Origin of the sequence: Bordetella petrii (genome assembly GCF_000067205.1) — a bacterium.
Lineage (GTDB): Bacteria > Pseudomonadota > Gammaproteobacteria > Burkholderiales > Burkholderiaceae_B > Bordetella_A > Bordetella_A petrii.
The window spans coordinates 1,670,499-1,694,319 of sequence record NC_010170.1 but is presented as its reverse complement, the minus strand read 5'-3'; the positions used below and the strand labels follow the sequence as shown (position 1 = coordinate 1,694,319).

Here is a 23,821-nt window from a genome sequence, read left to right as displayed (position 1 = left end):
CGGATGCGGGCACGTCGGCCACGCAAGCGCTGTACCCGCCTGCCTGCTCCAGGCCGGGGCCATGCCGCCGCCCACGCCGCCACCAGGTTGCAACATCTTGCAAAGCCGGCAAAAACTGGCTGCCGTTTTGCCGCCCGTTTCCGCCAGGCCGCACTACACTCCGCTTGCATCGCATTGAATGGGGGTTCTTGATCATGCGTACTTTTATTGGCCTCGCCACCCTGGCCGCCGCCTGCAGCATTGCGCTGGCCGCGCCCAGCCTGGCGGCCCCGCCCGACGGCAAGGGGAAACCCGCCCAGGCCGGCCATGGCAACGGCAACGGCAACGGTAGCGGCAACGGTAGCGGCAACGGCAAGAGCGGCAACTCTGGCGGCAACCCGGGCAACGGCAATGGTGGCACCAAAGGTTCGCGGGGCGGGGACGACATCAATGTCAGCGTGTCGCTGGCCACCGCCGGCATCAGCATCGCCGCGGCCCGCGGCTATGCCGCCGATTACGGCCTGACCGGGTATTCCGCGCTGCCTCCGGGCATACGCAAGAACCTGGCGCGCGGCAAGCCCCTGCCCCCGGGCATTGCCAAGAAGATGGTGCCGGGCCCGATGCTGGCCCGGCTGCCGGTGCATCCCGGCTACGAATGGCGCGTGGCGGGCAGCGACTTGATCCTGGTGGCCATCGGCACGGCCATCGTGGCCGACGTGCTGTTCGACGTGTTCGACTGACCGGCCTTCCGGCCCCGGATTGGAACCGGGACGGGAACTCAGCGGCGCCCGAGCATGGGCGCCGCGGCCTGATCGCGCCAAATGTACTGGTGCACGCCCACCATGGCGATGTGCCCCACCACCAGCGCCAGCAACAGCCAGCCCAGCCAGCCGTGCAATGCATTGCCCAGGGCAATGAGCGACGGAATTTCGCGCCCCGACGCCTCGATCAGCTGCACGTCGAATACCGACAGCCCCTTGCCCCGCCCCTGCGCGCGCATCATGGCGACCACGGGCACACAGATCATCAAGAGATACAAACCTGCATGTCCCAAGCGGGACAAGCGCCCCCATGCGTGAGCGCCGGCCGGCGGGCGCCGCCGCGAACCCGCCAGCGCCCAGAGCACGCGCAGCGCGACCAGCGCCAGCAGCACGACCCCCAACGAGACGTGCGATGACCAGAACCAGCGCGAAATGTCCGCATCCCGGTTCCAGGCGTGCAGGGCCGAACTGATGAACTGCCACCCGAACAGGGCCGCCATGCTCCAGTGCAGGAAACGGGTGACCGTGCCATAGGCGTGGGGGTTATCGAGCCAGGAACGGGAGGAAGTACTGCTCATGCCAATTCTCCGAAGTTGAGTAACCGGTATGGATGGTGTCGGCTTGCGGCCGGTCGGAGCTTGACGCGGCGCAAGGCGACGGGCTCGCCGAACGCCGGATGGAATCACTTGAAATGGGAATCGGCCGACTCACGGCCACCGCCCTCCGTTCCCCTGTTAATCACAGCAAAACCCCCCCTAAGCCAAACAAGATTGGCGGCCAGCGGGCGATCGTCGCAAAATCGGCAAACTTATTACTGAAGGAAGCGCCACCCATGACCCAGCACACGGCCGCGCCGCCTGCCGGCCCGGAAAAGCACTACCATGACCAACTGGCCCAGGGCCGGTTCCAGATCCAGTGTTGCCAGGCGTGTTCGCAGGCAGTGTTCTACCCCCGGGTGATCTGCCCCCATTGCGGCTCGGGCCAGCTCGACTGGATCACGCCGTCTGGCAAGGGCACGGTGTATTCCACCACCGTCGTGCGGCGCAAGCCGGAACATGGCGGCGACTACAACGTGGCGCTGATCGATCTTGAAGAAGGTGTGCGCATGATGTCGCGCGTGGAAGGCATCGCGCCCGAGGCGGTGACGATCGGCATGGCCGTGCAGGCCAGCGTGGTCGACGCCGGCGACAGCAAGCTGGTGGTGTTCAAGCAAATCGGAGGCCGCGCATGATCGACCCCAAACTGCGCGGCGCCGCCGCGATCGTCGGCGTGGGCCATGCCGGGCTGGGCGAAGCCCACGGCTACACCGAAATGGAAATCCTGGTGCAGGCCGCCCAGCGCGCGGTGGCCGACGCCGGCCTCACCATGCGCGACATCGACGGCCTGGCCACGGCCAGCGTGGCATCCACCATGTGGGCCATGCCGGTCATCGAGCACCTGGGCATCCGCCCCACGTTCATCGACAACACCATGATCGGCGGGTCCAGTTTCGTGGCCCACCTGATGCCCGCCCTGCAGGCGCTGGCCAGCGGACAATGCAACGCCGTGCTCGTGTGCTACGGCAGCACCCAGCGCACATCTACGCTGAACCGCGCCGAAATCGGCAACGCGCGGCGCAAACTCGATCCGCAGCCTTACGAGAACCCCTACAACCCGCTCAGCCCGCTCAGTTCGTACGCGCTGGCGGCCGCGCGCCACATGCACCAATACGGCACCACGCGCGAGCAGTTGGCCGAAGTGGCCGTGGCGGCCCGCAAATGGGCGCAGCTGAACCCGGAAGCCTTCATGCGGGATCCGCTCACCATCGAGGACGTGCTGGCCTCGCGCATGGTGTCCGATCCGCTCACCGTGCGCGACAGCTGCCTGGTCACCGATGGCGCGGGCGCTTACGTGCTGGTGCGCGCCGACCGCGCGCGCGACCTGCCCCACCCGCCTGTATATGTGCTGGGCAGCTCCACCGCCTGCTGGAACCGGCAGATCTCGTCGATGGACGACCTGACCGTTACGGCGGCCAAGCAATCGGGCGCAATCGCCTTCGAGATGGCGGGCATGGGGCCCAAAGATATCGACGTCGTGGAACTGTACGACGCCTTCACCATCAACCCCATCCTGTTCCTGGAAGACCTGGGTTTTTGCCAGAAGGGCGAAGGCGGCCCGTTCGTCAGCGGCGGCGCGCTGGCGCCCGGAGGCCGGCTGGCGGTCAACACCAACGGCGGCGGGCTGTCGTGCGTGCATCCCGGCATGTACGGCATGTTCATCACCATCGAAGCCGTGCGGCAGCTGCGCGGCCAGTGCGGTGAACGGCAGGTGGCCGGCGCCCGCACGGCGCTGGTGCATGGCAACGGCGGCACGCTGTCGAGCCAGTCCACCGCCATTCTGGGCACCGAGGCTACCCTGTAGGCTCAGCCGGAGGAGACAACATGAGGCCTGCAACAACAAAGGGGCCGCGATGATCAACAAGATCAAGTCATCGCACCAGGAAGCCCTGCAACCCATTCACGATGGCGCCAGCATCATGATCGGCGGCTTCGGCGACGCCGGCATCCCGTTCGAGCTTATCGACACGCTGCTGGCAATGGGCACCACGGGGCTCACCGTGATCAGCAACAATGCCGGAGCCGGCGAGCGGGGCATCGCCGCCCTGATCGCCGCCGGCCGGGTGCGCAAAGTCATCTGCTCGCATCCGCGCCCGCCGCGTTCGGACATCTTCGCCAATGCGTTCCGCGCTGGCCAGGTCGAGCTGGAGTGCGTGCCGCAGGGCACGCTGGCTGAACGCATGCGCGCCGCCGGCGCGGGCCTGGGGCCGTTCTATACCCCTACGGGCTATGGCACCTGGGTCGCCAACGGCAAGCAGACCTGCGTGATCGACGGCAAGGGCTATGTGCTGGAACAGCCCCTGTCGGCCGATTTCGCGCTGGTGCGGGCCCATCAGGGCGACCGCCTGGGCAACCTCACTTACCGGCTGGCGGCCCGCAACTTCAACCCCGTCATGTGCATGGCGGCGCGGCACGCCATCGCGCAGGTAGACGAAATCGTGCAGGCGGGCGACATCCCGCCCGAACAAGTCATGACGCAGGCCATCTTCGTGCAATCCGTCGTCCTGGCAGGCAGCTCCACATGACCGAACCCTTATCCCTGAACCGCCAGCAAATCGCCCAATTGGTGGCGCGAGACATTCCCGAAGGCGCCGCGGTCAACCTGGGCATCGGCATGCCCACCCTGGTGTCGGACTACCTGCCCGACGACCGCGAGATTCTGCTACATAGCGAAAACGGCATCCTGGGCATGGGGCCGGCGGCCACCGGCGATGCCGTCGATCCCGACCTCATCAACGCCAGCCGCGTCGCCGTCACGCTGATCCCCGGCGCGTCGATCACCGAACACACGATCTCGTTCGCCATGATGCGCGGCGGGCACCTGGACTACTCCATCCTGGGCGGCTTCCAGGTGGCGGCCAACGGCGACCTGGCCAACTGGATGACCGACGCCCCCGACGCCATCCCCGCCATTGGCGGCGCCATGGACCTGGCCGTGGGCGCGCGCAACGTGCTGGTCATGATGGAACACACTACCAAGTCCGGCGAACCCAAGCTTCTGGAGGCCTGCGCCTACCCGCTGACCGCGGCCGGCGTGGTGGACACGGTGTACACCAACTGGGCGATCGTCGATGTCAAGAACGGCCGTTTCGTGCTGCGCTCGATGGTGGCCGGCATGACCCTCGACGCCCTGCAGCGCAGCACCGGAGCCAGGCTGTGGGTGGAAGGCGGCGTCGAGACCATCGTGCTGGACGCCAGCGGGCGCGCCTGCATTCAATCGTAAGGGGTAAAGGCGCGTTGAATGAAAGCGCGTTGAAAACCGGCGCCGGCGGTATCAGCGCCCGAGTTCCAGGTTGGCGAATACATCGGCCAGCGTGGGCACCGAGCGCGCCGGCCAGATGGCGCTGAGGTCGAAGCTGGGCAGCCCGCCGCCGTCGCGCACTTCGCAAAAGCGCACCCCACGGAAGTCCAGCGCCCGTATCCAGCTGGGCAACAGCCCCACCCCGCAGCCGCCCGCCACGCAGGCCAGCACGGTCAGAGTCCGATTGGCCTCTTGCGCCACCACCGGCGCCAACCCCGCCTTGCGCAGGGCATCCAGAATGCCGGCGTAGAACACGGGCAACTGGTTCTGCGGGTACAGCACCAGGCCCGCCTCGGCGATCTGCGCCAGCGACACCGAGCCGTCGGCCGCCACGTCGAACTCGTCCGGCACCGCGGCCACCAGGCGATCGCGCAGCAACAGCCGTTCGCGCATCTGGCCGGCCACGGCCACCGGCGTGTGCATTAAACCGATGTCGATCGCGCCATTGGCCAGGGCTTCGGCCTGTTCGGCATTGCTCATTTCGCGCAACGCGACACGCACCCCGGGCGCCTCGCGCCGCAGCGCGCGCAATGCGCGCGGCAGCATGTCGAACAGCGCCGAGCTGACCAGCCCGATGGTGAGCTGGCCGGCGCTGCCGCGCGCAATGTCCTGCGCGCGGCGCGCCGCGGCGTCGATGCGCGCCACGCTGACGCGCACGTCTTCAAGAATGGACAACGCCGCCGGAGTCGGCGCGGCCCCGCGCCGGCTGCGCTCGAACAGTTGCACGCCCAGCTCGCGCTCCATGCGCCCCAGCGATTGCGACAGCGCCGGCTGGGCGATGCCCAGCCAGTTGGCCGCGCCGCTGACGCTGCCATGGTCGATGACAGCCAAGAAATGACGAAGGTGCCGGGTTTCCATATCGATTCAATATAACAATTTAACTTTTCTAGCATAGATCAATATATATCTCCGATCCTAGAATTCGGCCCATTCCCCCTACAGCCCGTCGCGCGGCCGCCTCCAGGCCCCGCCGGCCGGCCCGGAGACGAACGGCTTGAAACCTGAATCACCCGCCCACGCCGCATTGGCCATCGACACCCACGCGCACGTGTTCACGCGCGGGCTGGCCATGCAGTCGGCGCGCCGCTACACGCCGGACTACGACGCCCCGCTGGCGGAGTACCTGGCCTTGCTGGACCGCCACGGCCTGTCGCACGGCGTGCTGGTGCAGCCCAGCTTCCTGGGCACGAACAATCGCTACCTGCTCGATGCCCTGGACCAGGCCCCAGGCCGCCTGCGCGGCGTCGCGGTACTGGCGCCCGACATGGCGCCGGCCGAGCTGGACGCCATGCACCGCGCCGGCGTGCGCGGCATGCGCCTCAACCTGTTCGGCCTGCCCACGCCCGACCTGGGCCAACCCGGCTGGCAGGCCTTGCTGGCCCAAGTCAACCGGCTCGGCTGGCACGTGGAAGTGCATACCCCCGCTCTGCGCCTGCAAGAAGCGCTGGCGCCACTGTTGGCGGCCGGCTGCCGCGTGGTGGTAGACCACTTCGGCCGGCCCGACCCCGCGCTGGGCGTGCGCGACCCGGGCTTTCGCTATCTGCTCGACCAGGCCGCCAGCGGCCAGGTGTGGGTCAAGCTGTCGGCGCCATACCGCATCTGGCCCGCCCCCGAACGTGCGCGCCAAGGGCGCCAGGCCACCCTGCAACTGCTGGACGCCTGCACCCCGGCTCGCCTGCTCTGGGGCAGCGACTGGCCCCACACCGAGAACCGGCACCACGCCGACTACCCCCAGGCCCACCAGTGGCTGCATGACTGGGTGGAAGACGACGCGACCCGGCGCATCATCCTGGCCGGCACGCCGTCGGCCCTATTTGGCATACAAGGAGACAATCCATGACCATCCTCTCATCCCTGGCAGGCCGCGCCGCGGCCGTCGCCGGCGCCGCCCTGCTGGCGAGCTCCACCGCCTGGGCCGCGTATCCTGAACGGCCCATCACCATGGTGGTGACCTACCCGCCCGGCGGCACCGTAGACATGGTGGCGCGCCTGGTGGGGCCCCGGCTGGCCGAGAAACTGGGCCAGCCCGTCGTCATCGAGAACCGCGGCGGCGCGGGCGGCATGATCGGCGGGGCCGTGGTCGCCAAGGCGCAGCCCGATGGCTACACCCTGATGCTGGACGCCTCGAACCACGCGCAAAACCCGGCCCTGCACAGCAAGATGCAGTTCGACACACTGAAAGACTTCGCGCCCGTATCGCTGCTGCTGCGCGTGCCCAATATGCTGGTGGTCACGCCCAGCGCACCGTTTCAGAGCGTGGCCGACGTCATTCGGCAAGGCAAGGACACCGCGCATCCGGTTTACTTCGCCTCGGCCGGCCCGGGCTCGGCGCAACACCTGGCGGGCGAGCTGTTCAACCTGCTGGCCGGCACGCACCTGGAACACGTGGCCTACAAGGGCGGCGGCCCAGCCATGCTGGACGTGATGGCCGGGCAAGTGCCCGTCATGTTCGCCTCGATGGGCTCGGGCTGGCAGCACGTGAAAAACGGCAAGCTGCGCGCATTGGCTGTTGGCGGCGCCACCCGCTCGCCTACCGCGCCCGACTTGCCCACCATCGCCGAATCGGGCGTGCCTGGCTACGAATCGTACGAATGGAACGCCGTGTTCGCGCCAGCCGGCACGCCGCCCGCCATTCTGCAGCAGGTTTCCGCCGCCCTGGCCGAAGTGTTGAAAGAACCCGCCGTGGCCAAGGCGCTGGCGGGCATCGGCGCCGAAACCATCGGCTCGACGCCGGCCGAACTCGACGCCTTCCGCAAGGCCGAAATTGCAAAATGGCAGCAGGTAGCAAAAGAAGCTCACCTGACGCTGGATTGAAATCAAACGCCCAACCAAAGCCGCCCCACGGGGCGGTTTTTCTTTGACTAATCGCCACCCGCCTGCTTTATCCCGCCAATTTTCATTTCTTGACTCAGGATTTTCAACATTCCTCAGTATCATGCCCGCCAACGGCCACGTTGGATGTGGCCGGCGTTTCAAAGGAGTTTTTATGGACCTCCTACACCCCAGGCGGGAGGAGTTTCCATGCAGTCCGGGCGAATTGCGGGCGCAACGCACCCTGCAGGCCGCCGGAAAACTGATGCGGCAACCGGGACAGGTCCCGCCCGCATCAGCCGAGCAGGAACTGCTCGACTACATGCGGGAAATAAAGCGGAAATCGTACGGTCACGCGGACTCGCTGCTCTCTGCGCTCAGCGCGGCTACCTAGCAACCGGCCCATTGGTTTTCGGTGCCGCCCCCGGGCGGCTTTCTTTTGCGCGCGTGGCACGTTGCAGAACATCAGCCGCCCGAGGCCACCTGTCGCAGTGCCTGCTCGAACACCTCGGGCGGTTGCCCGCCCGACACCAGATACTTGTCGTTGATGATGACCGACGGCACCGATGAAATGCCCAGGTTGCGCCACTTTTCCTGGTCGGCCCGCACCTCGTCGGCGTAGCGGCCGGACGCCACGACTTCCCGCGCGGCCTCGGCATCCAGACCCGCATCGCGCGCGGCCTGCGCCAACACATCGGACTCGCTGGTATCCAGATTGTCGAAATGATAGGTTTTCAGCAGGCTGCGCTTAAGCGCGACCTGCTGCGCCTGGCCCAGCGTGCCAGCCCAATGCAGCAGCCTGTGCGCATCGAACGTGTTGTACGAACGGCTGTCGTCGGTCTGGTGCATGAGCATGCCCACGGCCGCGGCGCGCTCGGCGATCACCCGGCGGTTCTCTTGCAGGCGCGGCTTGTCGAAGCCGTACTTTTTCATCAACCGTTCGCCGGTGTTCTGCCCGCCCTTGGGCATGTCGGGATTCAACTCGAACGGCTGCATGTGAATTTCGAATTCGGCCTCGGGCCCGATGCGTTCGATGGCGGCCAGCAAGCCGCCCAGGCCCACGGCGCACCAGGGGCACGCCACATCGGACACGAAATCAATCTTGACTTTGTTCATGAATAGCTCCGGTAGCTGCGGCCGGCCCGCACAGTCGTGGCGGCGGCCCTGCGGCAATCCAGCCAGTGTACGCCCGCGCGGCAGCCATTATGATGAACCCTCGCCCATCGCACGGAGGCCCCGATGTTCCGACTGGTACGCGCGCCCGACATGCTGCTTGGCCAGCATTGGGCCAATCTGCTGGAACAGGCTGGCATTGCCTGCCACATCACCGGCCGCTACCTGCAGGGCGGCGCCGGAGAAATCCCCGTAGACCAGTGCGGCCCCGACCTGTGGCTGGAAGACGAGCGCGACCGCGAGGCTGCGCTGCGCATCATCGACGGGCGCGCTGATAGCAGCGTGCGGCCGCACTGGCATTGCGATGCCTGCGGCGAATGGCTGGAACCGCAGTTCAGCACCTGCTGGCAATGCGGCGCATCGCGCCCGCCCGTCCAGGCTTAAACTGTGCGCTGACATCAGGCATTGCCGCCCTTCCCGTGCAACGGCCCCGGGCGGCGCGCACCAGGAGAACACACAAAATGGAGTCGCCGGACGCGGATCAACCCCTGCCCGCCGCTGCCAGCGGACAGGCCCAGCAACCCGCCGACGACGCGCGCCCGCATTGGCGCGCGGCCCTGCAAGATTTATCGCCGGCCTATTTTGGCCTGGTCATGGCCACCGGCATCGTGTCGCTCGCCTCCGACATGATGGGCCACCCGCGCCTGGCGCGAATATTGTTCGCGCTCAACATCATTCAGTATGCCGCCCTGTGGCTGGCCTACCTGCTACGCGCCTGTTATTTCCCGCGCCGCTTCTTCGGCGACATGATCGACCACGCCAAAGGGCCCGGGTATTTCACGCTGGTGGCGGCCACCGGCATCCTGGCCAGCCAGTTCATCCTGCTGCGCAACGACCTCTCCACGGGCTTCGCCCTGTGGGCCCTGGAAATCGTGCTGTGGCTGGGGCTGACCTACACCATCTTCACGGCGTTCACGGTCAAGGCCCGCAAGCCCGCGCTCGACCGCAGCATCAGCGGCGCCTGGCTGCTTGCCGTGGTGGCCACCCAGGCGCTGGCCGTATCCAGCGCGCTATTGGCGGCTCGCATCGGCCAACCCTACCGGCTGGAGATGAACCTGGTGGCGCTGTCGATGTGGCTGTGGGGCGGCATGCTGTACATCTGGATGATGTCGCTGATTTTCTACCGCTACACGTTCTTTCCGTTCTCGCCCGGCGATCTGTCGCCGCCCTATTGGATCAACATGGGCGCCATGGCGATATCCACCCTGGCCGGCTCGCTGCTGATCCTGAACGCGCCGCAGGCGCCCTACCTGGTGTCGCTGCTGCCGTTCCTCAAGGGCTTCACTGTGCTGTACTGGGCAACGGGCACGTGGTGGATCCCGATGCTGCTGTGCCTGGGCGTGTGGCGCTACGTTTTCCAGCGGTTTCCGTTCCGCTACGACCCGTTGTACTGGGGCGCCATCTTTCCGCTGGGCATGTACGCGGCCTGCACCTGGCAGATGAATCGCGCCATGGGCTTCGACTTCCTGGGCTTGCTGCCGCCGGTCTTCCTGTACGTGGCCCTGCTGGGCTGGCTGCTGACCTTCACCGCAATGGCCCGCCGCCTGTTCGGCCTGGCGCGGCACGTGGCGGCATCGTTGATGATGCTCTATTGGGTGCCGCCCCGACCGTTGATCGAAGCAGCCCAGGCGCTGGCATAGCTGCGCGGGGGCGACATGGGACGGGAGCGGCCGCATGACGGGCCGCGTCCCGGCCTCAATCAGTTACTGGAACGGCTGCGCAGCTTGATCGACTGCGCCTGGTTCAGGCGCCTAGCTTCCTCTTCGGCATACTCTTCCTCGCCCGGCTCGTACTTGCCTTCGTATCGGCACGAGCTGGGACTCCAGGTGCATTGATTGAACAACTTGCCCACAGTGCCCGAACTCGAACTGCCGCCGCCCGACGAGCAGCCGGCGGCCAGGGCAGCAAAAAACAGTGCAATACCGCAACGCCCCAAAGTTTGAACGGACATGTTTCCTCAACCCGACGTGGATGCCAAAGTCATTGTTATAACAAGGTCGGGCCAATAGCGCGCGCCCGGCCACGGCCCGATGGCGTGGCCACGGGGGTTCGCGCCTTTTCGCGGGGGTTTGCGCCTTTTTTAGCAGGTGGGGCAGCTGGCTGACTGGACAGCCGGCTATTCATTCGCGCGGGCCGGAGCGCTTGCGCAGCACGGCCGGCGTATCGTCGGCGGGTTTCAGGACGCCGCCGTCCGCATCGGCATGCGCCGCCGGATTCCCGTCGTAATGGTCGGGACTTTCCGCCTTCGAATCTGGATTCTTCGAAGTCCGCGTATTGGCGTCCTTGATCCCTTGTTGCACCCGATTGGCAATATCCGCCTGGCTTTCCGTCGAAGGCTCGATGCCTGCCTGTTCAACTCGTTCGTCTTTGCGTTGCTGCTGGTCCTGCCGGTTACGGCCGGCTGGGCCAGCGCCGCTTGTGGTCGAGCTTGGCTTCATAGGTGTCTCCTTACAGTGGAAGTCGAATAGCCAAGCCCGCCGCGCAAGTTTCATACCCGGCCGCGAATCCTTGCAGCGCCGACCCAACGCCCACCACCGGGCACGCCATGTGCTGGGAAGCGCTCTCGCCCATACAAACCGGAGAATGCAATGGACAAGGAAAACAACCCAGCAGACGAACACCTGATGGACTGGCTCAGAGACGCGCACGCCATGGAAGAACAGGCCGAAACCATGCTCACCAGCATGGCCGGCCGCATCGAAAACTACCCCGAAGTACACCAGCGCATTCAACGCCATATTGAAGAAACCCGGGGCCAGCAGCGGCTGGTACGCCAGTGCATAGAGCGCCGGGGCGGAGACACGTCGGCGCTGAAAGACCTGGCGGGCAAGATCACGGCAACGTTCCAGGGATTTTCGGGAGCGCTTGCCTCCGATGAAATCCTGAAAGGCGCGATGTTCAGCTTCGCCTTCGAAAACCTGGAAGTCGCCGCCTATCGGCAACTGGTGGCCGCGGCCCGGTACGTGGGCGACACCGAAACCGCCGAGGTGTGCGCAGGCATCCTCAAGGAAGAAATCGCGATGGCCGAATGGCTGGACCACAACTCCGATGCCCTGGTGCGCCTCTTTCTGGAGCGGGCGAACAACCCTGGGGAGCAGGCCAAGCGCTAGGGGGGTGTAACAAGCAAACAATGCCGTTTGCCGGAGCATCTACAAGGCGAGGCAAACGGCATCATCGGCTTCCCGGGACAATGGTCCTGCAACCGCAAGGCCCAGTACGGCACTGAGCCTGAGACACACAGCCAACAAAAAACCCCCGTCTCTAGAAGAAACGCGGGTTTCGTATATTTCTGCGTACTGCCTGATACTGCAACTTGGTGCCGACGGCGAGACTCGAACTCGCACAGCTTTCGCCACTACCCCCTCAAGATAGCGTGTCTACCAATTCCACCACGTCGGCTGGGTATATCAAGCGCTTGTCGCGCCTGCTTGCCAAGGCTGCCCAGCACTCAAGGCCACCCCAGCAAAGTCCGATATTCTATCACGATTGCCCGCCTCCACTACCCTGCTGGTAGCCAAGTTCGGGCGGCCGGGACTTTACACTACCCGGTCTGTCACTTTTTTCAGACACCCCCATGACCGTTTTACGTTTCGAGGCCGTCCTGTTCGACTGCGATGGCGTGCTGGTCGATTCCGAGCCGATCACGGCGCGCGTACTGGCCACCATGCTGGGCGAGCTGGGCTGGTCCATCACGCAGGACGACGCGCTGCGCATCTTTGTTGGCAAGACGGTCAAGGACGAGGCCGCGCTTATCCATTCGCGCACCGGCTTTACCTTGACTTCAGAATGGCTGGACGAATTCCGCGACCGGCGCAACCAAGCCCTGGAGCAAGACCTGCAGGCCATCGATGGCGCGCCACAGGCAGTACATGCCCTGCACGGTTTGTTCGGCGGGCGTATCGCGGTGGCATCGGGTGCCGATATGGTCAAGATAGAGCTGCAACTGCGCAAAGTCGGCGTGTACGACTATTTCGCAGGGCGCTTCTTCAGCGGCCAGGCCCTGGCCCGCAACAAACCCGCCCCCGACGTCTACCTGACCGCGGCCGACGCCCTGGGCGTGGCGCCGCAACGCTGCGCGGTGGTGGAAGACACGGTCACCGGAGCCACAGCCGGCGTGGCGGCTGGGGCAACGGTTTTTGGCTACAGCCCGGGCGGCCCGGGCCATGACAGCACCCAGGCCCTGCTGCGGGCTGGGGTCGCCCATGTATTCCACGACATGCGCGAACTCCCCACGCTGCTGACGCAGGCAGCATGAAAAAACCCGCAAGGCCGTAGGCCCTGCGGGTTTTGAAGACTGCTGGCGAGCCGCGTTACTGAGCGGGCTTCGGCGCTTCCGGCGTGGCCGGCGTCTCGGCCGGCTTTTCAGCGGGCTGTTCGGCCGGTTTTTCCGCCGACGGCTGCGCGGCAGGAGCGGCCGGAACGTCGGCAGGCTTGGACTCGGACTGCGGCTGGGCGGCCGGCGCCTGGGGCACCGAGGCATCGGGCTGGGCCGGCGCGCTTTGCGGCACCGACGAGCCGCTGTTGGCGGCGCCCGGCACTTGCGGCACGGAACGGTCAGCCGGGAAGTCTTGCATTACGCCCGACTCGACCGAGCCGGCGGACGACGAACCTTTATGGCTGACGTAGGCCAGGCCCAGCGTGCTGGCGAAGAACACCACGGCCGCCCACTTGGTGGTGCGCGACAGGAAGTTGGCCGCCCCGGTAGCGCCGAACAGGCTGCCGGCGGAACCGCTGCCGAAGGCCGAGCCCATGTCGGCGCCCTTGCCCTGCTGCAGCAGGACCAGGACGATGATCGCCAGGGCGGACAGCACCTGTACGACCAGCAGGAGAGTGAGGGTCATAGACATTGAAGACTCCGGAAACTTAGGCTGCGGCGATGCGCAAGAATTCGTCGGCCACCAGCGACGCGCCGCCCACCAGGGCGCCGTCGATGTCGGGCATGGCAAACAGGGTGGCCGCATTGGCGGCCTTGACGCTGCCGCCGTACAGCACGCGCACCTGGCCAGCACCCAGGCCGCGCAGGGCCACGCGGATGGCGCCGTGGACTTCCTGGGCCTGCTCGGGCGTGGCCGTGCGGCCGGTGCCGATGGCCCAGACGGGTTCGTAGGCCAGCACCATGCGCGCCAATGCGTCGGCGCCCAGGGCCAGGATGGGTTCGAGCTGGCGCTCGATGACCCCCAGCGTGTTACCGCCTTCGCGTTCGGCCAGGGACTCGCCCACGCAGACTACCGGCGTCAGGCCGGCGTCGAGCGCGGCGCGGGCCTTGTCGGCCACGGCTTGGTCGGTTTCGCCGTGCAGGCTGCGGCGCTCGGAATGGCCCGCCAGGGTCCAGCGGCAGCCGAACTCGCTCAGCATGGCGCCAGAAACTTCGCCGGTATACGCGCCCTTGGCGTGCGCGCTGACATCTTGCGCGCCCCAGGACACGCTGCTGCCGCCCAGCGCCGATGCGGCCTGGGCCAGGTACGGGAACGGCACGCAGACACCGATTTCGCAATGCGAAGCCGGGTCGGCCGCGCGCAACGCGTCGAGCAGCGCGGCGTTCTCGGCCAGGCTGCCGTGCATCTTCCAGTTGCCCAGCACGAGCCGGGCGCGGTTTTCAACAGAGGTCATGGCGCAATGATAGGGGTCGGCCCGGACAAAATCCGGGTCAAACCAAAGATTGTATCCTGTTTACCAGGAAATACGCTGCCCCGGCGACCGCTCTGTTACACGGTAAGGATGATTTTGCCGATGTTCTCGCCGGCTTCCATCATGGCGTGCGCCGCGGCCGCCTGCTCCAGCGGGAAGGTGGCGTGCACGATAGGCTTGATGGCGCCCTGCTCCAGCAAGGGCCACACGCGCTCGCGCAGGGCGCGGGCGATGGCGGCCTTGAAGGCCACCGGACGCGGGCGCAGCGTAGAGCCGGTAAGCGTGAGGCGGCGGCGCAGAATCTGGTTGCAGTCGACCTCGGCACGGGCGCCGCCCAGCAGGGCAATGACCACGATGCGGCCGTCATCGGCCAGGCATTTCATGTTGCGGTTGATGTATTCGCCCGCCACCATGTCCAGGATCACATTGACGCCCTTGCCGCCGGTGGCGTCGCGCACTTCCTGGACGAAATCCTGCGTCTTGTAATTAATGCCGCGCGCCGCGCCCAGCGCCTCGACCGCGCGCGCGCGTTCGTCGCTGCCCACGGTGGCGTAGACGGTGTTGCCCATGGCGCGGGCCAGCTGAATGGCCGTGGTGCCGATGCCGCTGGCGCCGCCATGCACCAGCAGGCTTTCGCCGTCTTGCAGGGCGCCGCGGTCGAATACGTTGCTCCAGACCGTGAAGTAGGTTTCGGGCAGGCCAGCGGCCTCGATTTCGGACAGGCCCTTGGGAATGGGCAGGCACTGCGCGACCGGAGCGACGCAGTATTCGGCGTAGCCGCCGCCCGCCACCAGGGCGCAGACCTTGTCGCCCACCGAGAACCCGCCCGCCGCGGCGTCGCCGCCGACGATTTCACCGGCCAGTTCCAGGCCCGGCAGGTCGGATGCGCCCGGAGGCGGCGCGTAATTGCCCTTGCGCTGGAAGACGTCGGGACGGTTGATGCCCGCGGCTGCAACCTTGATAAGCACTTCGCCCGCGCCCGGCTCGGGCATGGGGCGATCGGCCGGCACCAGGACTTCGGGGCCGCCAGGTTGGGATATCTCTACAGCTCGCATATCACGCCTCCAGGATCAAATAGATTATTATTGCGCCCTTTACGGAATATCCAAACCGGCCGCGCGGCGTTCATGTCCACGGCCCGGACTTTCCTGTCGCGGTACCATTACCGTCGACACAAGACGGAAGCGTGGCCGAGTGGTTGAAGGCACCGGTCTTGAAAACCGGCAAGGGTTTGCGCCCTTCGTGGGTTCGAATCCCACCGCTTCCGCCAGCCATTGCCCCGCACCCATGGCGAAATTGGTAGACGCAAGAGACTTAAAATCTCTCGCCGCAAGGCGTCCCGGTTCGATTCCGGGTGGGTGCACCATTCCCGGCCGCGCCCTGCGCCGTTGAACCTCCCTCCTCCCCCTTCCTGTTCCACCGCCGCGCCGGCGAGCCGGGCATGCGGCTTGCTAGGGTGTGCTTTCCTCAAGCATCCCGGACGGCAATCCGTCATTTTCCCGGAGAACAGAAATGGCCAAAGCGCATACCAGCGACACGCAACAGACACACGACCTGCTCTACCAGGCCCTGGAGACGGAAATGGGGGGCATCAAGGTGTACGAGGCGGCAATCAGCTGTGCTATCAATGACGACCTGAAAGAAGAATGGGAAGGCTACCTGGAAGAAACGACCACGCACCGCCAGGTATTGCTGACCGTATTCGAGCAACTGGGACTCGACCCGCAGGCCCAGGTGCCGTCGCGGGAAATCGTGGCCCACCACGGCGAGTCGCTCGTGAAGGCCATCGAGCTGGCCAAGGCGCAGGGCAACCCCGCCGCCGCGCAGCTCGTGGCGGCGGAATGCGTGGTGCTGGCCGAGACCAAAGACCACCTGAACTGGGAACTGATCGGCCTGCTGGCCGAAAAGACCACCGGAACCCAGGCCAAGGTCTTGCAGCAGGCGTTCGAGGCGGTGGAAAAAGACGAAGACCATCACCTGTATCACACCAAGGGCTGGACCCGCGAACTGTGGATCGAGTCGCTCGGGCTGCCCGCCGTGCTGCCGCCGCCGGAAGAAGTGAAACAGGTGGAAACCGCGATTGGCGCGTCGCGCGCCGAGCATGCGCGCGACGACATGCTGCGCGGCAAGCATTAAGCCCGGGCGGGCGCCAGCCGGTGCGGTAACATGGCCGGCGTCTGCTTCTCTTTTCTACGCATGGACGCCTATCTCGACCGAATCAGCCAGTTCATCCAGGCCAACCACGACTGGGCCGGGCCGATCACTTTTCTGCTGACACTCGGCGAATCGCTGATCTTGGTAGGCCTGTTCATTCCCGCCACGGCGCTGATGCTGCTGACCGGCGGGCTGATCGGCGCGGGTACGCTGTCGCCCTGGACGGTGCTGGCGTGGGGGATCGCCGGCGCCGTCGTGGGCGATGCCCTGTCGTACTGGGCGGGTCGCTGGCTGGGCCCCGGGCTGCTGCGCCGCTGGCCTTTCAATACCCAGCGCAGCGCCGTGGCGCGCGCGCGGCTGTTTTTCAAACGCTACGGCTTTGCATCGGTGCTCATCGGTCGCTTCCTGGGGCCGGTGCGCAGCACTATCCCCACCGTGGCGGGCATCATGGGCATGGGCCAGGTGCGCTTCCAGTTGGCCAATACACTGTCGGCGCTGGTCTGGCTGCCGCTGATGCTGGCGCCCGGTTTCTTTACGGCGCGCGGTGTGGGCGCGTTGCAAAATGGCCAGCAGACCGGGCTGATCATCGGGACGGCCGCCTCGGTGCTGCTGGGCGGCGGACTGTTGGTGGCGTTCATGCGCAAACGCCGGCCGGACGGCATGCGCGCCCAACGCCGCCGTTGATTCGCGCCGGGACGGCGGGATGCTCGTCCTGGCGAACCGCATACCATTCTTGGCTGGCTTTTGTTCAGTAACGCCGGCGTACTCGGCGGACAGGATGGCCGCCGTGCCGGGCGGCTTGCATTATTTAATCTGCGCGAAGGTGTGTTCGCCCACCAACAAGGTCCGGTGGGTGTCGAGCTCATACTTCACGGGCACTCGGTTGCCCACGCGCAGGAAAGCCAGGGCGTTCTCGTGGAACAGCTGGATGACATCGGCCATGAATCGCTGTTGGCCGCCGTCGTCGGGAACAACGCTCAGCTGCACCTTGTACCACTGCTGCTCGGGATAATCTTCGATATACCCCAGCGATTCGACCGCCATGACCTCGCCTGTGGCCGACTGCCCATTGCGGGTGATCTCACGCGCAACATTCGCGGCAATATGAGTCCGATACAGCCACAGCATGTGGCCGGTGTAATAGAGGATGGCCGATGCGCCCAAATAATAGGGGTACTGCGTGAACATTTCGATCTTGATCGCGAAGTAAACGCACAAGCCCAGCGCCACGGCCCCCGCGACCATGCACAGCACCGCCAACACCGTGATGAACAGCCGGTAAACCACAAGCGCCTCAGGTCGGAATAACGCGGCAATGCCGCTCAGGGAGCCAGCACCAGTACTTTTTTCTGGTCCATTTTCAGGTAGATGCCCAGCGTATTCCATAGATTCTGCAACGCCAGGCACAGCCAGCGGATCACCACTCCGCCGCAGGCGATCACAGTGACGGAAAACAGCGCGATCGTCGCACCCAGCATGAACAAGGTGCCCGAGGCCACGCCCACCACGCTGGTCGGCATGTCGATGGTAATGGGGGCAACCGAATAGATATTGTGGGCCGGCTTGTTCTGAATGAACACGTTAGTGGTGGGCAGCTTCATGCAGCTCCACATTTCATTCTTGGACGGGCCTGTCATGTACGGCCCCAAACCGATGCTCTTGCCAGAGCCCATGCATCCCCAGAACGGCATAGCAATCTCCTTGATCAAACGCGCCAGATTTCTGCCGCGAACAACTCTTCGTCTTTCTCGATCGCGCCGTGGCGCGTCTTGATGGAAGTGGAATCGGTTATCGCCCGATGGAACTTGGTGCGGTTCAGGCCGACATCGTCGAAATTGCAGCGCTCGAGCCTGGAATACGACAAATCGGCATTTTCGAGGTTCGTGCCCACGAAATAGCACTCGTCCACGGTCGCGCGATTGAAGACGCTCATGCTGAGGTCAGCATAGCTGAAATTCGTTTTCGACAGCAAGGCGCCATTCCAGAGCGACTGCGCCAATATGGCGCCGCTGAAAACGGACTCGCGGATGGTGGCGTTGACGAACACGCAATTGCGCGCATCCGCCTCCAGGAAATTGGAATTCTCAATCTTGCTATCCCCGAAGTTGCACATGGCCAGCCGCGCTTCCGAAAAATCGGCATCGCTGATGACGGCTTCATTGAACTGGGAGCCGGACAGTTCCTGTCCGGAAAAATTCTGGCCCGACACGTTGCAGCCGGACAGCGCCAGATCTTTCAAGATTGCCCCCTGCAGACGAGTCGTGCGCAGGTCGAGTTCGTAAAGCACTGATCTGGACAAATCGGTATAGCTCAGGTCCGCCTTGTCCAGCCGGGTGTCGATGATGTTCGAGCCGATCATCTCGTGGCCGGCCAGCGCCAGGCCCTGGGCATCGCAGTCGCTCAGTTCGAACTCCCGGAAACTGCATGACTTGAAAACCGCCGCCACCAGCTTGGCGCCCGAGAAACTCGTCCCATGGAATGTGCATTTCTCGGCGCGCGCCCGTTCAAAATCGCACTGTTGAAATGTGGTTCCAGAAAAATCGGTATCGACCGAGTATGAATCGGCGAAAAGGCACTCCACAAAGATGCAATCCTTGAACTCGACCTTGGCAAAGTACGCCGACGAGAAGTCAACCCGATAGAACACCATGCCGCTGAGCGTGTCTCCTTCGAATACCTCGCCGCGCAGGTCGAGATCCTGCATGGTCTCGAGCGTATCGGCCTTGCTGAGCAGCAGCGCCTTGGCTTCACGCATCGCCGGTCTCCCCCAGGGCGACGGACTTGTCGCTGAACGGCGCCAGCCTGGTGCGACGGACATAGGTCCGGTCAGTTTTCGTGGCGGGGTCCAGGATGGTTTCCGACATGTCGGCGCGAAAGAAATTGCACCCCGACAGCTTCGAGCCCAGGAACGTGGATTTCTGGAAATTACCCTGAATCAAGTTGCTTCCCGTCAAATCAGCTTCGTTGAAATTGGTGCGAACGAACATGGATGAGGGCGTGGCGATGCGCCTCAAGTCGCAACCGCGCAGGTCTGCCAATGAAAAATCGCATTGCTCGAACTGCGATCCGGCCAGGCTCATTTTGGTGAACTTGACCTCGCGGAACATGCATTGAACCAGCTGGGTGTTTTCGATCGCGGACTCTTCGAATTTCACGTCCTCGGTGAAGGTGGCCTTCTGCATGACCGACTTCTCGATACGGGTCCGCAGGAAAGACGTATTCGTTACCGTAGAGCTGATGATCGACGAATCCAGTATCTCGACATCCTGGCAGACAGAATCTTCGAAATCGACTTTGTCGAGCACCACGTTATGCAGCGCGCACTGCTCGAACCGGGCGGACTCGAAGCTGACGTCGCGCATGCGCGCGCCGTGGAAACCCGTGCGCAAGAAGCGCATATGCTGCGAGTCAAAGTCGTTCAACAGGCTGCCGCTGAAATCGCAATCGACGAACGTCGTCGTGGTTTCGCATATCAGCTCCGACAACTCCGCCTGCTTGAGCGACGCCTGTTCAAAACTCGCTTCACTGATATTGCAACGCTTGAGTTGCGCGCCCTCCAGGTTGGCGTGGGCAAATACGCCGCGCGCCAACACGGTTTCATCGAACAGCGCGCCAGCCAGGTTGGTGTTGGACAGGTCCACCCTCTCCATCCAGGCGCCCGAGAAATCCGCGCCGCTGAGATCCAGGCCCGACAAATCCGCGCCGGTCAGATCCATCTGGCTGAGCCGCTTGTTCAGACGGTACTTCTGCAATACCCGGTTCCGGATCTCGATTGCCCGATGTTCGCCCACCCTGGCAACGCCCTGCTGATAATGCACGGAATACAGATAGGATTTGCGCAACGCCTGTTTGCTGAAATCGTGCATCTCCCTCAGCGACGACGCGGGCTTCCCGGCGCCCTTTGCGGCCTGCCTGAGCATGCGGCGGTCTTCCGACGAGCCGACACTTTGCAGTAAATCATCGAACTTCGGCGGGCCGACGGTCGGCAACTTGGGCGGCTCGGAACGTTGCCCGCCATCCAGGTCGACATCGATGCTGTCCAACAGCTTTCCAGCGACGCCGGACGGGTTCGACGCCGCTTCGGCTTTCAGGCTGTCCAATGCGTTGGCCCGGCTCTCCTTGAGCTCGTCGGTGGTTTCCGCGTGCATCTGCTCGCTTTTCTCGACCAGCGCCGGCAAATCGGCCAGCGTCATGGGCTTGATTGGCCCGACGAATCCGCCACTCATGCCGCCCTCCCCATCATGACGTAGCCGATGCATCTTCGACATGATGGTGTGCTGATCCAGCGGAATATTTTCTATCCACGGCGCGAGCATGTCCGCCGGCATGAGCTCTTCATCTTTCAGCGCATACAGGGCGGCGGTTTCGAAACTCATGCGTCGGGCGAAAACGCTTTCGTAGTGATCGATGGACCGGGGTTCGCCGATACGCTCCATGCCCGCCATAATGACACTCACGTCGAAAGCGTCGTCTTCCTGTATGGCGGTATTGCCATGAAACAGCAGGATGTAGCAGTCTTTATGCGGCACGAACCAAACGGTCGTCGCGCGCATCTGCACTTCGTCCAGCCGCTCGGCATGCTTGCGCTTGATGAAGCAGCGCGCCCGCAGCGAAGGCAGCGTGCCCGACCAGCAATGCTGGTCGGGATGCATATTCCAGATTTCGAACCGCTCATCCATCGACAATTCGGCCTTGTCCAGCCAGATCTGATCCTCGGCGGCTGCGTTGAACGCCGACGGGTCCATATCGTCGAAAAAACCTGTACCGACTTCCCGAATCCATGTTTCGTCACAAGAACCCATCTTGCTGATGCGATGCGGCCAATCGATCCGGATTTGTCCGAAGTTGAAAGGTTGGGGCCGCTGGCCGCGCTGATGGATGCGCTCCAGCGGCGATTCCAGATTCGGCAGTCTGATGGCCCGGGTATCGCCGATTTCGACCTCGTCCAGGCCCGTGCCCAGCGGGTTGTCCGGGCAGCTGGGGCCGCCGAACGAATTCGCCCAACCTAGCGGCATCAACGTAAAAGGAAGCGGCTCGGAAATGCGGTTGTCTATCCAGAAGCGATCGCCAAACACGACCCCTTCTTTCCGCTTATCTCCCACCGACACGCTGACCATGCATTTGGTCTTGTCGGCCTGATGAGCGGTATAGGCATTGCCACTGACCAGGAACTCCGGATGCGGCTTCGGCATCATGAAATCGAGAACCTCGTCCGCGTCCAGCTCCGGCAGGATGTCATGCAAGAGCGTATGGTCCGGCATCAGCAGGCAGCCCTTGTCCGTGGACTTGACCAGGCAGGCCAGCGTGACGGCAAGGTACTTCCCATTACGCCACCTGTAAGGCCGGGGCATCACCATAAGACGCAATGGTTTTATTGTTTTCATAAGACTACGAGAATATTGCCTTGCCCACGTGCCAGAGTTTTATTATTCCTGCGTCGAGCGTCAGATTCACATTGCGCTTCTCGGCCCCCGCCACTCTGGCGGTACCAAAAGCCGCCACATAAATATCGAGGGGCACCAGCGTTTCTTTCACGACGCCGGCGGACCCCATTTTTGCGTAATAGACCGACGATCTGTTCACCGAGCCGGTGAAGCTGGCACCCGTCATCGACAACGGAATCGGCGAGCGCATGTAATAGCCGCCCCAATACCGCGTGCTGGACGTGTCGAGTTCGCTGATGTCGGTGGGCGCCTCGGCATAGTAGTAGTCACAATGGATGGACAGCTTGTCTGAGGTGGTCTGGACCAGACTGTTGCCGATAGTCCAGGTGGTTTTCCCCAGCACAGTCTTGTTTTCTGTCTTCAGATAGGTCTCTATCACCATGCCCTGGACCAGGGCCTTCAGGTGCCCGAAGATTTCCAGGCCCGACGAGGCCGAGTTGTTGGCAACGGCAATCGACACCGCTGCCGCGGCCCCAACATAGGCCGCCATGGCGGGAGACGCCCCCTGGTTCATCGCTTCACGGGCCTGCTCCTGGGCAACGCTGCTGCTGCCGCCCGCTTTTGCGGCTTCCTCGCCGGCCGCCTGCACAGCCAGATCTTTCTGCTGCTGCTCAGGCAGGTCGGGTTGCGCCAGCACCCGGTTCTTGGCCTGGTTGCCCGCCACTTTCGGGTCGGCGACGGCGGTGCCGACCAGCTGTTCCGCCAGGGCCGATGCATCCGGGTGCGCGGGATCGCCCGCCAGCTGGGTGGCCGCCTCGCCCACGGCGGTCCGGGTCATCGAATCCACGCCGTATCTCTCCATGATCGGCATGATCTGCTCGGCGACATTATCCGGGCGCAAGGGCCTCAATAACCTGGTTTCCTTGACGGCGGATTCGGCGGAAGATCCGGGCAAGATGTTGAATGGGGTGCTCATGGCGTCACGTTGTGTTGTTTCGAGGTGAACCTCTTTTTCACGGCGGTCCGCACTTGCGCCCAGGTACGGCGTCTGTCTTTCTCCTCCTTGATCGGCCGGTTGGCCCACACCAGGTCCGAATCAAAAATGGCAAGATAGATACGCAGCGGCGCGAATGAAACCAGCAGTCCCCCCAACCCAAAAGACATCGTGCCGAACTTGAAATTGACCAGGTTCAAGGACGCCGCCTTCGGCGTCATAGAGATGTACAAGCCGTCGTAGAACCCGTGCGCGCTGGCCGTATGCGCCCGCACATACTCACCCGTGGCCGAGGTCTTGATAGACGAAGTGCAGAGCAGACTGAATTTGTGCCCCGGCATTTCGTATGTGGTGTTCGCAAGATGCGTGTGCAGAGCATGGTTGGTGACGTCCATTGTCTCGATCTGCTTGAACGAGTAATTGGTATCGCCGTACACCAGCATGCTCAAGTAGCCGAATATCGAGAACGAGTCGGCCTGCGGCATGGACTGCGCAAGGATTTCAGCCAAGGCCGCGGCAGCGGCCAGGTCGGGACTGACTCCCTGGTCTATATAGGCGTTGATGCTGGACTGCAACGCGGCGGACGATTGCGTATCGGTGACCCCGGCCTGCTGCAGCTGGCTGTTCGCGTGCCTGAACGCAATGTCTTTTTGATCCGCCGGACTGAGCTCGCCTTTGGCATTCTTCAGGTCGTTCAGTATTCCGGTCTTGGCCTTGCTGCCCGCCAGCGCGGGGTCCGCCACGGTCATGCCGACCACGTTCTCGGCCACCATCTGGGCATTGGCGGGGTTCTGGTGCGCCAATGTCGAAGCCGTGTTGCCGGCCGTGGCCGCGGTGATCGGGTCGCCGCCATATTCAAGAATCTTGTGCTTCACGAACGATTCGATGTCGGCAGGAGGCACCGGCTCGGTCCGGCCGGCAAAGAACTGGCCAACTTCATCTACCGCTTGCGCCGCCTGCGAGCCGGGCAGTACCCGCGGCGTGCCATCATAGGGATCAGTCATCTATTAAGCCACGCAAGTTAAGGACCTGTTCGGCGG

27 protein-coding genes and 3 tRNA genes are annotated in these 23,821 nt (G+C 64.2%); 15 read left to right on the top strand and 15 right to left on the bottom strand.

Annotation, left to right across the window (positions count from 1 at the left end; all coding sequences use genetic code 11):
* Positions 1–194 precede the first annotated feature (194 nt).
* Positions 195–719 carry an anti-virulence regulator CigR family protein gene (locus tag BPET_RS08350; protein WP_012248563.1) on the top strand — a complete coding sequence of 175 codons (525 nt, stop codon included), beginning with the start codon at positions 195–197 and terminating at the stop codon, positions 717–719.
* 38 nt (positions 720–757) lie between these two features.
* On the opposite strand, the gene BPET_RS08345 is transcribed toward BPET_RS08350, so the two are convergent.
* Complete coding sequence (locus BPET_RS08345) at positions 758–1,318, bottom strand: cytochrome b (protein WP_012248562.1); 561 nt, start codon at positions 1,316–1,318, stop codon at positions 758–760.
* A 254-nt stretch (positions 1,319–1,572) separates the two neighbouring features.
* Between BPET_RS08345 and BPET_RS08340 the strand changes: the two genes are divergently transcribed.
* From BPET_RS08340 to BPET_RS08325, 4 genes are read left to right on the top strand one after another with little or no spacing between them, the layout of a single operon-like run.
* Positions 1,573–1,971, top strand: coding sequence for a Zn-ribbon domain-containing OB-fold protein (locus BPET_RS08340; protein ID WP_012248561.1), 399 nt, complete (start codon positions 1,573–1,575; stop codon positions 1,969–1,971).
* Positions 1,968–3,140 carry a thiolase gene (locus BPET_RS08335; RefSeq protein ID WP_012248560.1) on the top strand — a complete coding sequence of 391 codons (1,173 nt, stop codon included), beginning with the start codon at positions 1,968–1,970 and terminating at the stop codon, positions 3,138–3,140. Before BPET_RS08340 ends, BPET_RS08335 begins: the two co-directional genes overlap by 4 nt.
* Positions 3,141–3,189: 49 nt before the next feature.
* Positions 3,190–3,861 carry a 3-oxoacid CoA-transferase subunit A gene (locus tag BPET_RS08330; RefSeq protein WP_012248559.1) on the top strand — a complete coding sequence of 224 codons (672 nt, stop codon included), beginning with the start codon at positions 3,190–3,192 and terminating at the stop codon, positions 3,859–3,861.
* The gene (locus BPET_RS08325; protein ID WP_012248558.1) at positions 3,858–4,559 is read left to right on the top strand and encodes a 3-oxoacid CoA-transferase subunit B; all 702 of its coding nucleotides are present in this window, start codon (positions 3,858–3,860) and stop codon (positions 4,557–4,559) included. The genes BPET_RS08330 and BPET_RS08325 overlap by 4 nt, the downstream gene beginning before the upstream one ends.
* 51 nt (positions 4,560–4,610) lie before the next feature.
* On the opposite strand, the gene BPET_RS08320 is transcribed toward BPET_RS08325, so the two are convergent.
* Entirely contained in the window at positions 4,611–5,495 is an 885-nt protein-coding gene (locus BPET_RS08320; RefSeq protein WP_012248557.1) for a LysR family transcriptional regulator, read from the bottom strand.
* 136 nt (positions 5,496–5,631) lie between these two features.
* Here BPET_RS08320 and BPET_RS08315 point away from each other — a divergent pair, with 136 nt between their 5' ends.
* Entirely contained in the window at positions 5,632–6,477 is an 846-nt protein-coding gene (locus BPET_RS08315; protein WP_012248556.1) for an amidohydrolase family protein, read from the top strand.
* Positions 6,474–7,451 (top strand): tripartite tricarboxylate transporter substrate binding protein, encoded by a 978-nt coding sequence (locus BPET_RS08310; RefSeq protein WP_012248555.1) that lies wholly within the window; start codon positions 6,474–6,476, stop codon positions 7,449–7,451. The genes BPET_RS08315 and BPET_RS08310 overlap by 4 nt, the downstream gene beginning before the upstream one ends.
* Positions 7,452–7,913: 462 nt before the next feature.
* Here the strand turns inward: BPET_RS08310 and BPET_RS08300 are convergent, their stop codons facing one another.
* Positions 7,914–8,564 (bottom strand): DsbA family oxidoreductase, encoded by a 651-nt coding sequence (locus BPET_RS08300; RefSeq protein ID WP_012248554.1) that lies wholly within the window; start codon positions 8,562–8,564, stop codon positions 7,914–7,916.
* 123 nt (positions 8,565–8,687) lie between these two features.
* Here BPET_RS08300 and BPET_RS08295 point away from each other — a divergent pair, with 123 nt between their 5' ends.
* Both BPET_RS08295 and BPET_RS08290 read left to right on the top strand, forming a co-directional pair.
* Positions 8,688–9,005, top strand: coding sequence for a putative signal transducing protein (locus BPET_RS08295; protein ID WP_012248553.1), 318 nt, complete (start codon positions 8,688–8,690; stop codon positions 9,003–9,005).
* 77 nt (positions 9,006–9,082) lie between these two features.
* Positions 9,083–10,261, top strand: a complete 1,179-nt coding sequence (locus BPET_RS08290; protein ID WP_012248552.1) for a tellurite resistance/C4-dicarboxylate transporter family protein — start codon at positions 9,083–9,085, stop codon at positions 10,259–10,261.
* Between the two features lie 59 nt (positions 10,262–10,320).
* Here BPET_RS08290 and BPET_RS08285 read toward each other — a convergent pair whose 3' ends face one another.
* Entirely contained in the window at positions 10,321–10,572 is a 252-nt protein-coding gene (locus tag BPET_RS08285; RefSeq protein ID WP_041862808.1) for a hypothetical protein, read from the bottom strand.
* Positions 10,573–10,741: 169 nt separating this feature from the next.
* Positions 10,742–11,059 (bottom strand): hypothetical protein, encoded by a 318-nt coding sequence (locus BPET_RS08280; RefSeq protein WP_050978221.1) that lies wholly within the window; start codon positions 11,057–11,059, stop codon positions 10,742–10,744.
* A 150-nt stretch (positions 11,060–11,209) separates the two neighbouring features.
* Here BPET_RS08280 and BPET_RS08275 point away from each other — a divergent pair, with 150 nt between their 5' ends.
* Positions 11,210–11,731, top strand: coding sequence for a ferritin-like domain-containing protein (locus tag BPET_RS08275; protein WP_012248551.1), 522 nt, complete (start codon positions 11,210–11,212; stop codon positions 11,729–11,731).
* 204 nt (positions 11,732–11,935) lie between these two features.
* On the opposite strand, the gene BPET_RS08270 is transcribed toward BPET_RS08275, so the two are convergent.
* Positions 11,936–12,020: transfer RNA gene (locus tag BPET_RS08270), tRNA-Leu, on the bottom strand.
* Positions 12,021–12,195: 175 nt separating this feature from the next.
* On the opposite strand from BPET_RS08270, the gene BPET_RS08265 reads away from it, so the two are divergent.
* Positions 12,196–12,876, top strand: a complete 681-nt coding sequence (locus BPET_RS08265; protein ID WP_012248550.1) for an HAD family hydrolase — start codon at positions 12,196–12,198, stop codon at positions 12,874–12,876.
* Between the two features lie 55 nt (positions 12,877–12,931).
* On the opposite strand, the gene secG is transcribed toward BPET_RS08265, so the two are convergent.
* The 3 genes from secG to BPET_RS08250 all read right to left on the bottom strand — a co-directional run bounded on the left by secG (position 12,932) and on the right by BPET_RS08250 (position 15,304).
* Positions 12,932–13,468 carry a preprotein translocase subunit SecG gene (gene secG, locus BPET_RS08260; RefSeq protein WP_012248549.1) on the bottom strand — a complete coding sequence of 179 codons (537 nt, stop codon included), beginning with the start codon at positions 13,466–13,468 and terminating at the stop codon, positions 12,932–12,934.
* A gap of 16 nt (positions 13,469–13,484) precedes the next feature.
* A complete protein-coding gene (tpiA, locus tag BPET_RS08255; RefSeq protein ID WP_012248548.1) occupies positions 13,485–14,231 on the bottom strand; it encodes a triose-phosphate isomerase in 747 nt (248 codons plus the stop codon).
* 95 nt (positions 14,232–14,326) lie between these two features.
* Positions 14,327–15,304 carry an NAD(P)H-quinone oxidoreductase gene (locus BPET_RS08250; RefSeq protein ID WP_012248547.1) on the bottom strand — a complete coding sequence of 326 codons (978 nt, stop codon included), beginning with the start codon at positions 15,302–15,304 and terminating at the stop codon, positions 14,327–14,329.
* Between the two features lie 125 nt (positions 15,305–15,429).
* Between BPET_RS08250 and BPET_RS08245 the strand changes: the two genes are divergently transcribed.
* The 4 genes from BPET_RS08245 (at position 15,430) to BPET_RS08230 (ending at position 17,087) form a co-directional block, all read left to right on the top strand.
* Positions 15,430–15,519: transfer RNA gene (locus tag BPET_RS08245), tRNA-Ser, on the top strand.
* 11 nt (positions 15,520–15,530) lie between these two features.
* Positions 15,531–15,615: transfer RNA gene (locus tag BPET_RS08240), tRNA-Leu, on the top strand.
* A gap of 146 nt (positions 15,616–15,761) precedes the next feature.
* Entirely contained in the window at positions 15,762–16,385 is a 624-nt protein-coding gene (locus BPET_RS08235; RefSeq protein ID WP_012248546.1) for a hypothetical protein, read from the top strand.
* Positions 16,386–16,445: 60 nt separating this feature from the next.
* Complete coding sequence (locus BPET_RS08230) at positions 16,446–17,087, top strand: DedA family protein (protein WP_041862807.1); 642 nt, start codon at positions 16,446–16,448, stop codon at positions 17,085–17,087.
* A 120-nt stretch (positions 17,088–17,207) separates the two neighbouring features.
* Here the strand turns inward: BPET_RS08230 and BPET_RS08225 are convergent, their stop codons facing one another.
* From BPET_RS08225 to BPET_RS08200, 6 genes are read right to left on the bottom strand one after another with little or no spacing between them, the layout of a single operon-like run.
* Entirely contained in the window at positions 17,208–17,789 is a 582-nt protein-coding gene (locus tag BPET_RS08225; RefSeq protein ID WP_012248544.1) for a hypothetical protein, read from the bottom strand.
* Positions 17,726–18,094 carry a PAAR domain-containing protein gene (locus BPET_RS08220; protein ID WP_012248543.1) on the bottom strand — a complete coding sequence of 123 codons (369 nt, stop codon included), beginning with the start codon at positions 18,092–18,094 and terminating at the stop codon, positions 17,726–17,728. The genes BPET_RS08225 and BPET_RS08220 overlap by 64 nt, the downstream gene beginning before the upstream one ends.
* 14 nt (positions 18,095–18,108) lie before the next feature.
* Positions 18,109–19,158, bottom strand: a complete 1,050-nt coding sequence (locus BPET_RS08215; protein ID WP_012248542.1) for a pentapeptide repeat-containing protein — start codon at positions 19,156–19,158, stop codon at positions 18,109–18,111.
* A complete protein-coding gene (locus BPET_RS08210; RefSeq protein WP_012248541.1) occupies positions 19,151–21,787 on the bottom strand; it encodes a DUF2169 family type VI secretion system accessory protein in 2,637 nt (878 codons plus the stop codon). Before BPET_RS08210 ends, BPET_RS08215 begins: the two co-directional genes overlap by 8 nt.
* 4 nt (positions 21,788–21,791) lie before the next feature.
* Positions 21,792–22,763, bottom strand: a complete 972-nt coding sequence (locus tag BPET_RS08205) for a hypothetical protein (protein WP_012248540.1) — start codon at positions 22,761–22,763, stop codon at positions 21,792–21,794.
* Positions 22,760–23,785 carry a hypothetical protein gene (locus BPET_RS08200; RefSeq protein WP_012248539.1) on the bottom strand — a complete coding sequence of 342 codons (1,026 nt, stop codon included), beginning with the start codon at positions 23,783–23,785 and terminating at the stop codon, positions 22,760–22,762. Before BPET_RS08200 ends, BPET_RS08205 begins: the two co-directional genes overlap by 4 nt.
* Positions 23,786–23,821 lie beyond the last annotated feature (36 nt).

What these genes read in the sequence shown, in the direction of transcription:
- BPET_RS08350 (WP_012248563.1), top strand. Translation starts at nt 195, where the DNA reads ATGCGTACTTTTATTGGCCTCGCCACCCTGGCCGCCGCCTGCAGCATT.
- BPET_RS08345 (WP_012248562.1), bottom strand. Translation starts at nt 1,318, where the DNA reads ATGAGCAGTACTTCCTCCCGTTCCTGGCTCGATAACCCCCACGCCTAT.
- BPET_RS08340 (WP_012248561.1), top strand. Translation starts at nt 1,573, where the DNA reads ATGACCCAGCACACGGCCGCGCCGCCTGCCGGCCCGGAAAAGCACTAC.
- BPET_RS08335 (WP_012248560.1), top strand. Translation starts at nt 1,968, where the DNA reads ATGATCGACCCCAAACTGCGCGGCGCCGCCGCGATCGTCGGCGTGGGC.
- BPET_RS08330 (WP_012248559.1), top strand. Translation starts at nt 3,190, where the DNA reads ATGATCAACAAGATCAAGTCATCGCACCAGGAAGCCCTGCAACCCATT.
- BPET_RS08325 (WP_012248558.1), top strand. Translation starts at nt 3,858, where the DNA reads ATGACCGAACCCTTATCCCTGAACCGCCAGCAAATCGCCCAATTGGTG.
- BPET_RS08320 (WP_012248557.1), bottom strand. Translation starts at nt 5,495, where the DNA reads ATGGAAACCCGGCACCTTCGTCATTTCTTGGCTGTCATCGACCATGGC.
- BPET_RS08310 (WP_012248555.1), top strand. Translation starts at nt 6,474, where the DNA reads ATGACCATCCTCTCATCCCTGGCAGGCCGCGCCGCGGCCGTCGCCGGC.
- BPET_RS08300 (WP_012248554.1), bottom strand. Translation starts at nt 8,564, where the DNA reads ATGAACAAAGTCAAGATTGATTTCGTGTCCGATGTGGCGTGCCCCTGG.
- BPET_RS08295 (WP_012248553.1), top strand. Translation starts at nt 8,688, where the DNA reads ATGTTCCGACTGGTACGCGCGCCCGACATGCTGCTTGGCCAGCATTGG.
- BPET_RS08290 (WP_012248552.1), top strand. Translation starts at nt 9,083, where the DNA reads ATGGAGTCGCCGGACGCGGATCAACCCCTGCCCGCCGCTGCCAGCGGA.
- BPET_RS08285 (WP_041862808.1), bottom strand. Translation starts at nt 10,572, where the DNA reads ATGTCCGTTCAAACTTTGGGGCGTTGCGGTATTGCACTGTTTTTTGCT.
- BPET_RS08280 (WP_050978221.1), bottom strand. Translation starts at nt 11,059, where the DNA reads ATGAAGCCAAGCTCGACCACAAGCGGCGCTGGCCCAGCCGGCCGTAAC.
- BPET_RS08275 (WP_012248551.1), top strand. Translation starts at nt 11,210, where the DNA reads ATGGACAAGGAAAACAACCCAGCAGACGAACACCTGATGGACTGGCTC.
- BPET_RS08265 (WP_012248550.1), top strand. Translation starts at nt 12,196, where the DNA reads ATGACCGTTTTACGTTTCGAGGCCGTCCTGTTCGACTGCGATGGCGTG.
- secG (WP_012248549.1), bottom strand. Translation starts at nt 13,468, where the DNA reads ATGTCTATGACCCTCACTCTCCTGCTGGTCGTACAGGTGCTGTCCGCC.
- tpiA (WP_012248548.1), bottom strand. Translation starts at nt 14,231, where the DNA reads ATGACCTCTGTTGAAAACCGCGCCCGGCTCGTGCTGGGCAACTGGAAG.
- BPET_RS08250 (WP_012248547.1), bottom strand. Translation starts at nt 15,304, where the DNA reads ATGCGAGCTGTAGAGATATCCCAACCTGGCGGCCCCGAAGTCCTGGTG.
- BPET_RS08235 (WP_012248546.1), top strand. Translation starts at nt 15,762, where the DNA reads ATGGCCAAAGCGCATACCAGCGACACGCAACAGACACACGACCTGCTC.
- BPET_RS08230 (WP_041862807.1), top strand. Translation starts at nt 16,446, where the DNA reads ATGGACGCCTATCTCGACCGAATCAGCCAGTTCATCCAGGCCAACCAC.
- BPET_RS08225 (WP_012248544.1), bottom strand. Translation starts at nt 17,789, where the DNA reads ATGGAATACGCTGGGCATCTACCTGAAAATGGACCAGAAAAAAGTACT.
- BPET_RS08220 (WP_012248543.1), bottom strand. Translation starts at nt 18,094, where the DNA reads ATGCCGTTCTGGGGATGCATGGGCTCTGGCAAGAGCATCGGTTTGGGG.
- BPET_RS08215 (WP_012248542.1), bottom strand. Translation starts at nt 19,158, where the DNA reads ATGCGTGAAGCCAAGGCGCTGCTGCTCAGCAAGGCCGATACGCTCGAG.
- BPET_RS08210 (WP_012248541.1), bottom strand. Translation starts at nt 21,787, where the DNA reads ATGAAAACAATAAAACCATTGCGTCTTATGGTGATGCCCCGGCCTTAC.
- BPET_RS08205 (WP_012248540.1), bottom strand. Translation starts at nt 22,763, where the DNA reads ATGAGCACCCCATTCAACATCTTGCCCGGATCTTCCGCCGAATCCGCC.
- BPET_RS08200 (WP_012248539.1), bottom strand. Translation starts at nt 23,785, where the DNA reads ATGACTGATCCCTATGATGGCACGCCGCGGGTACTGCCCGGCTCGCAG.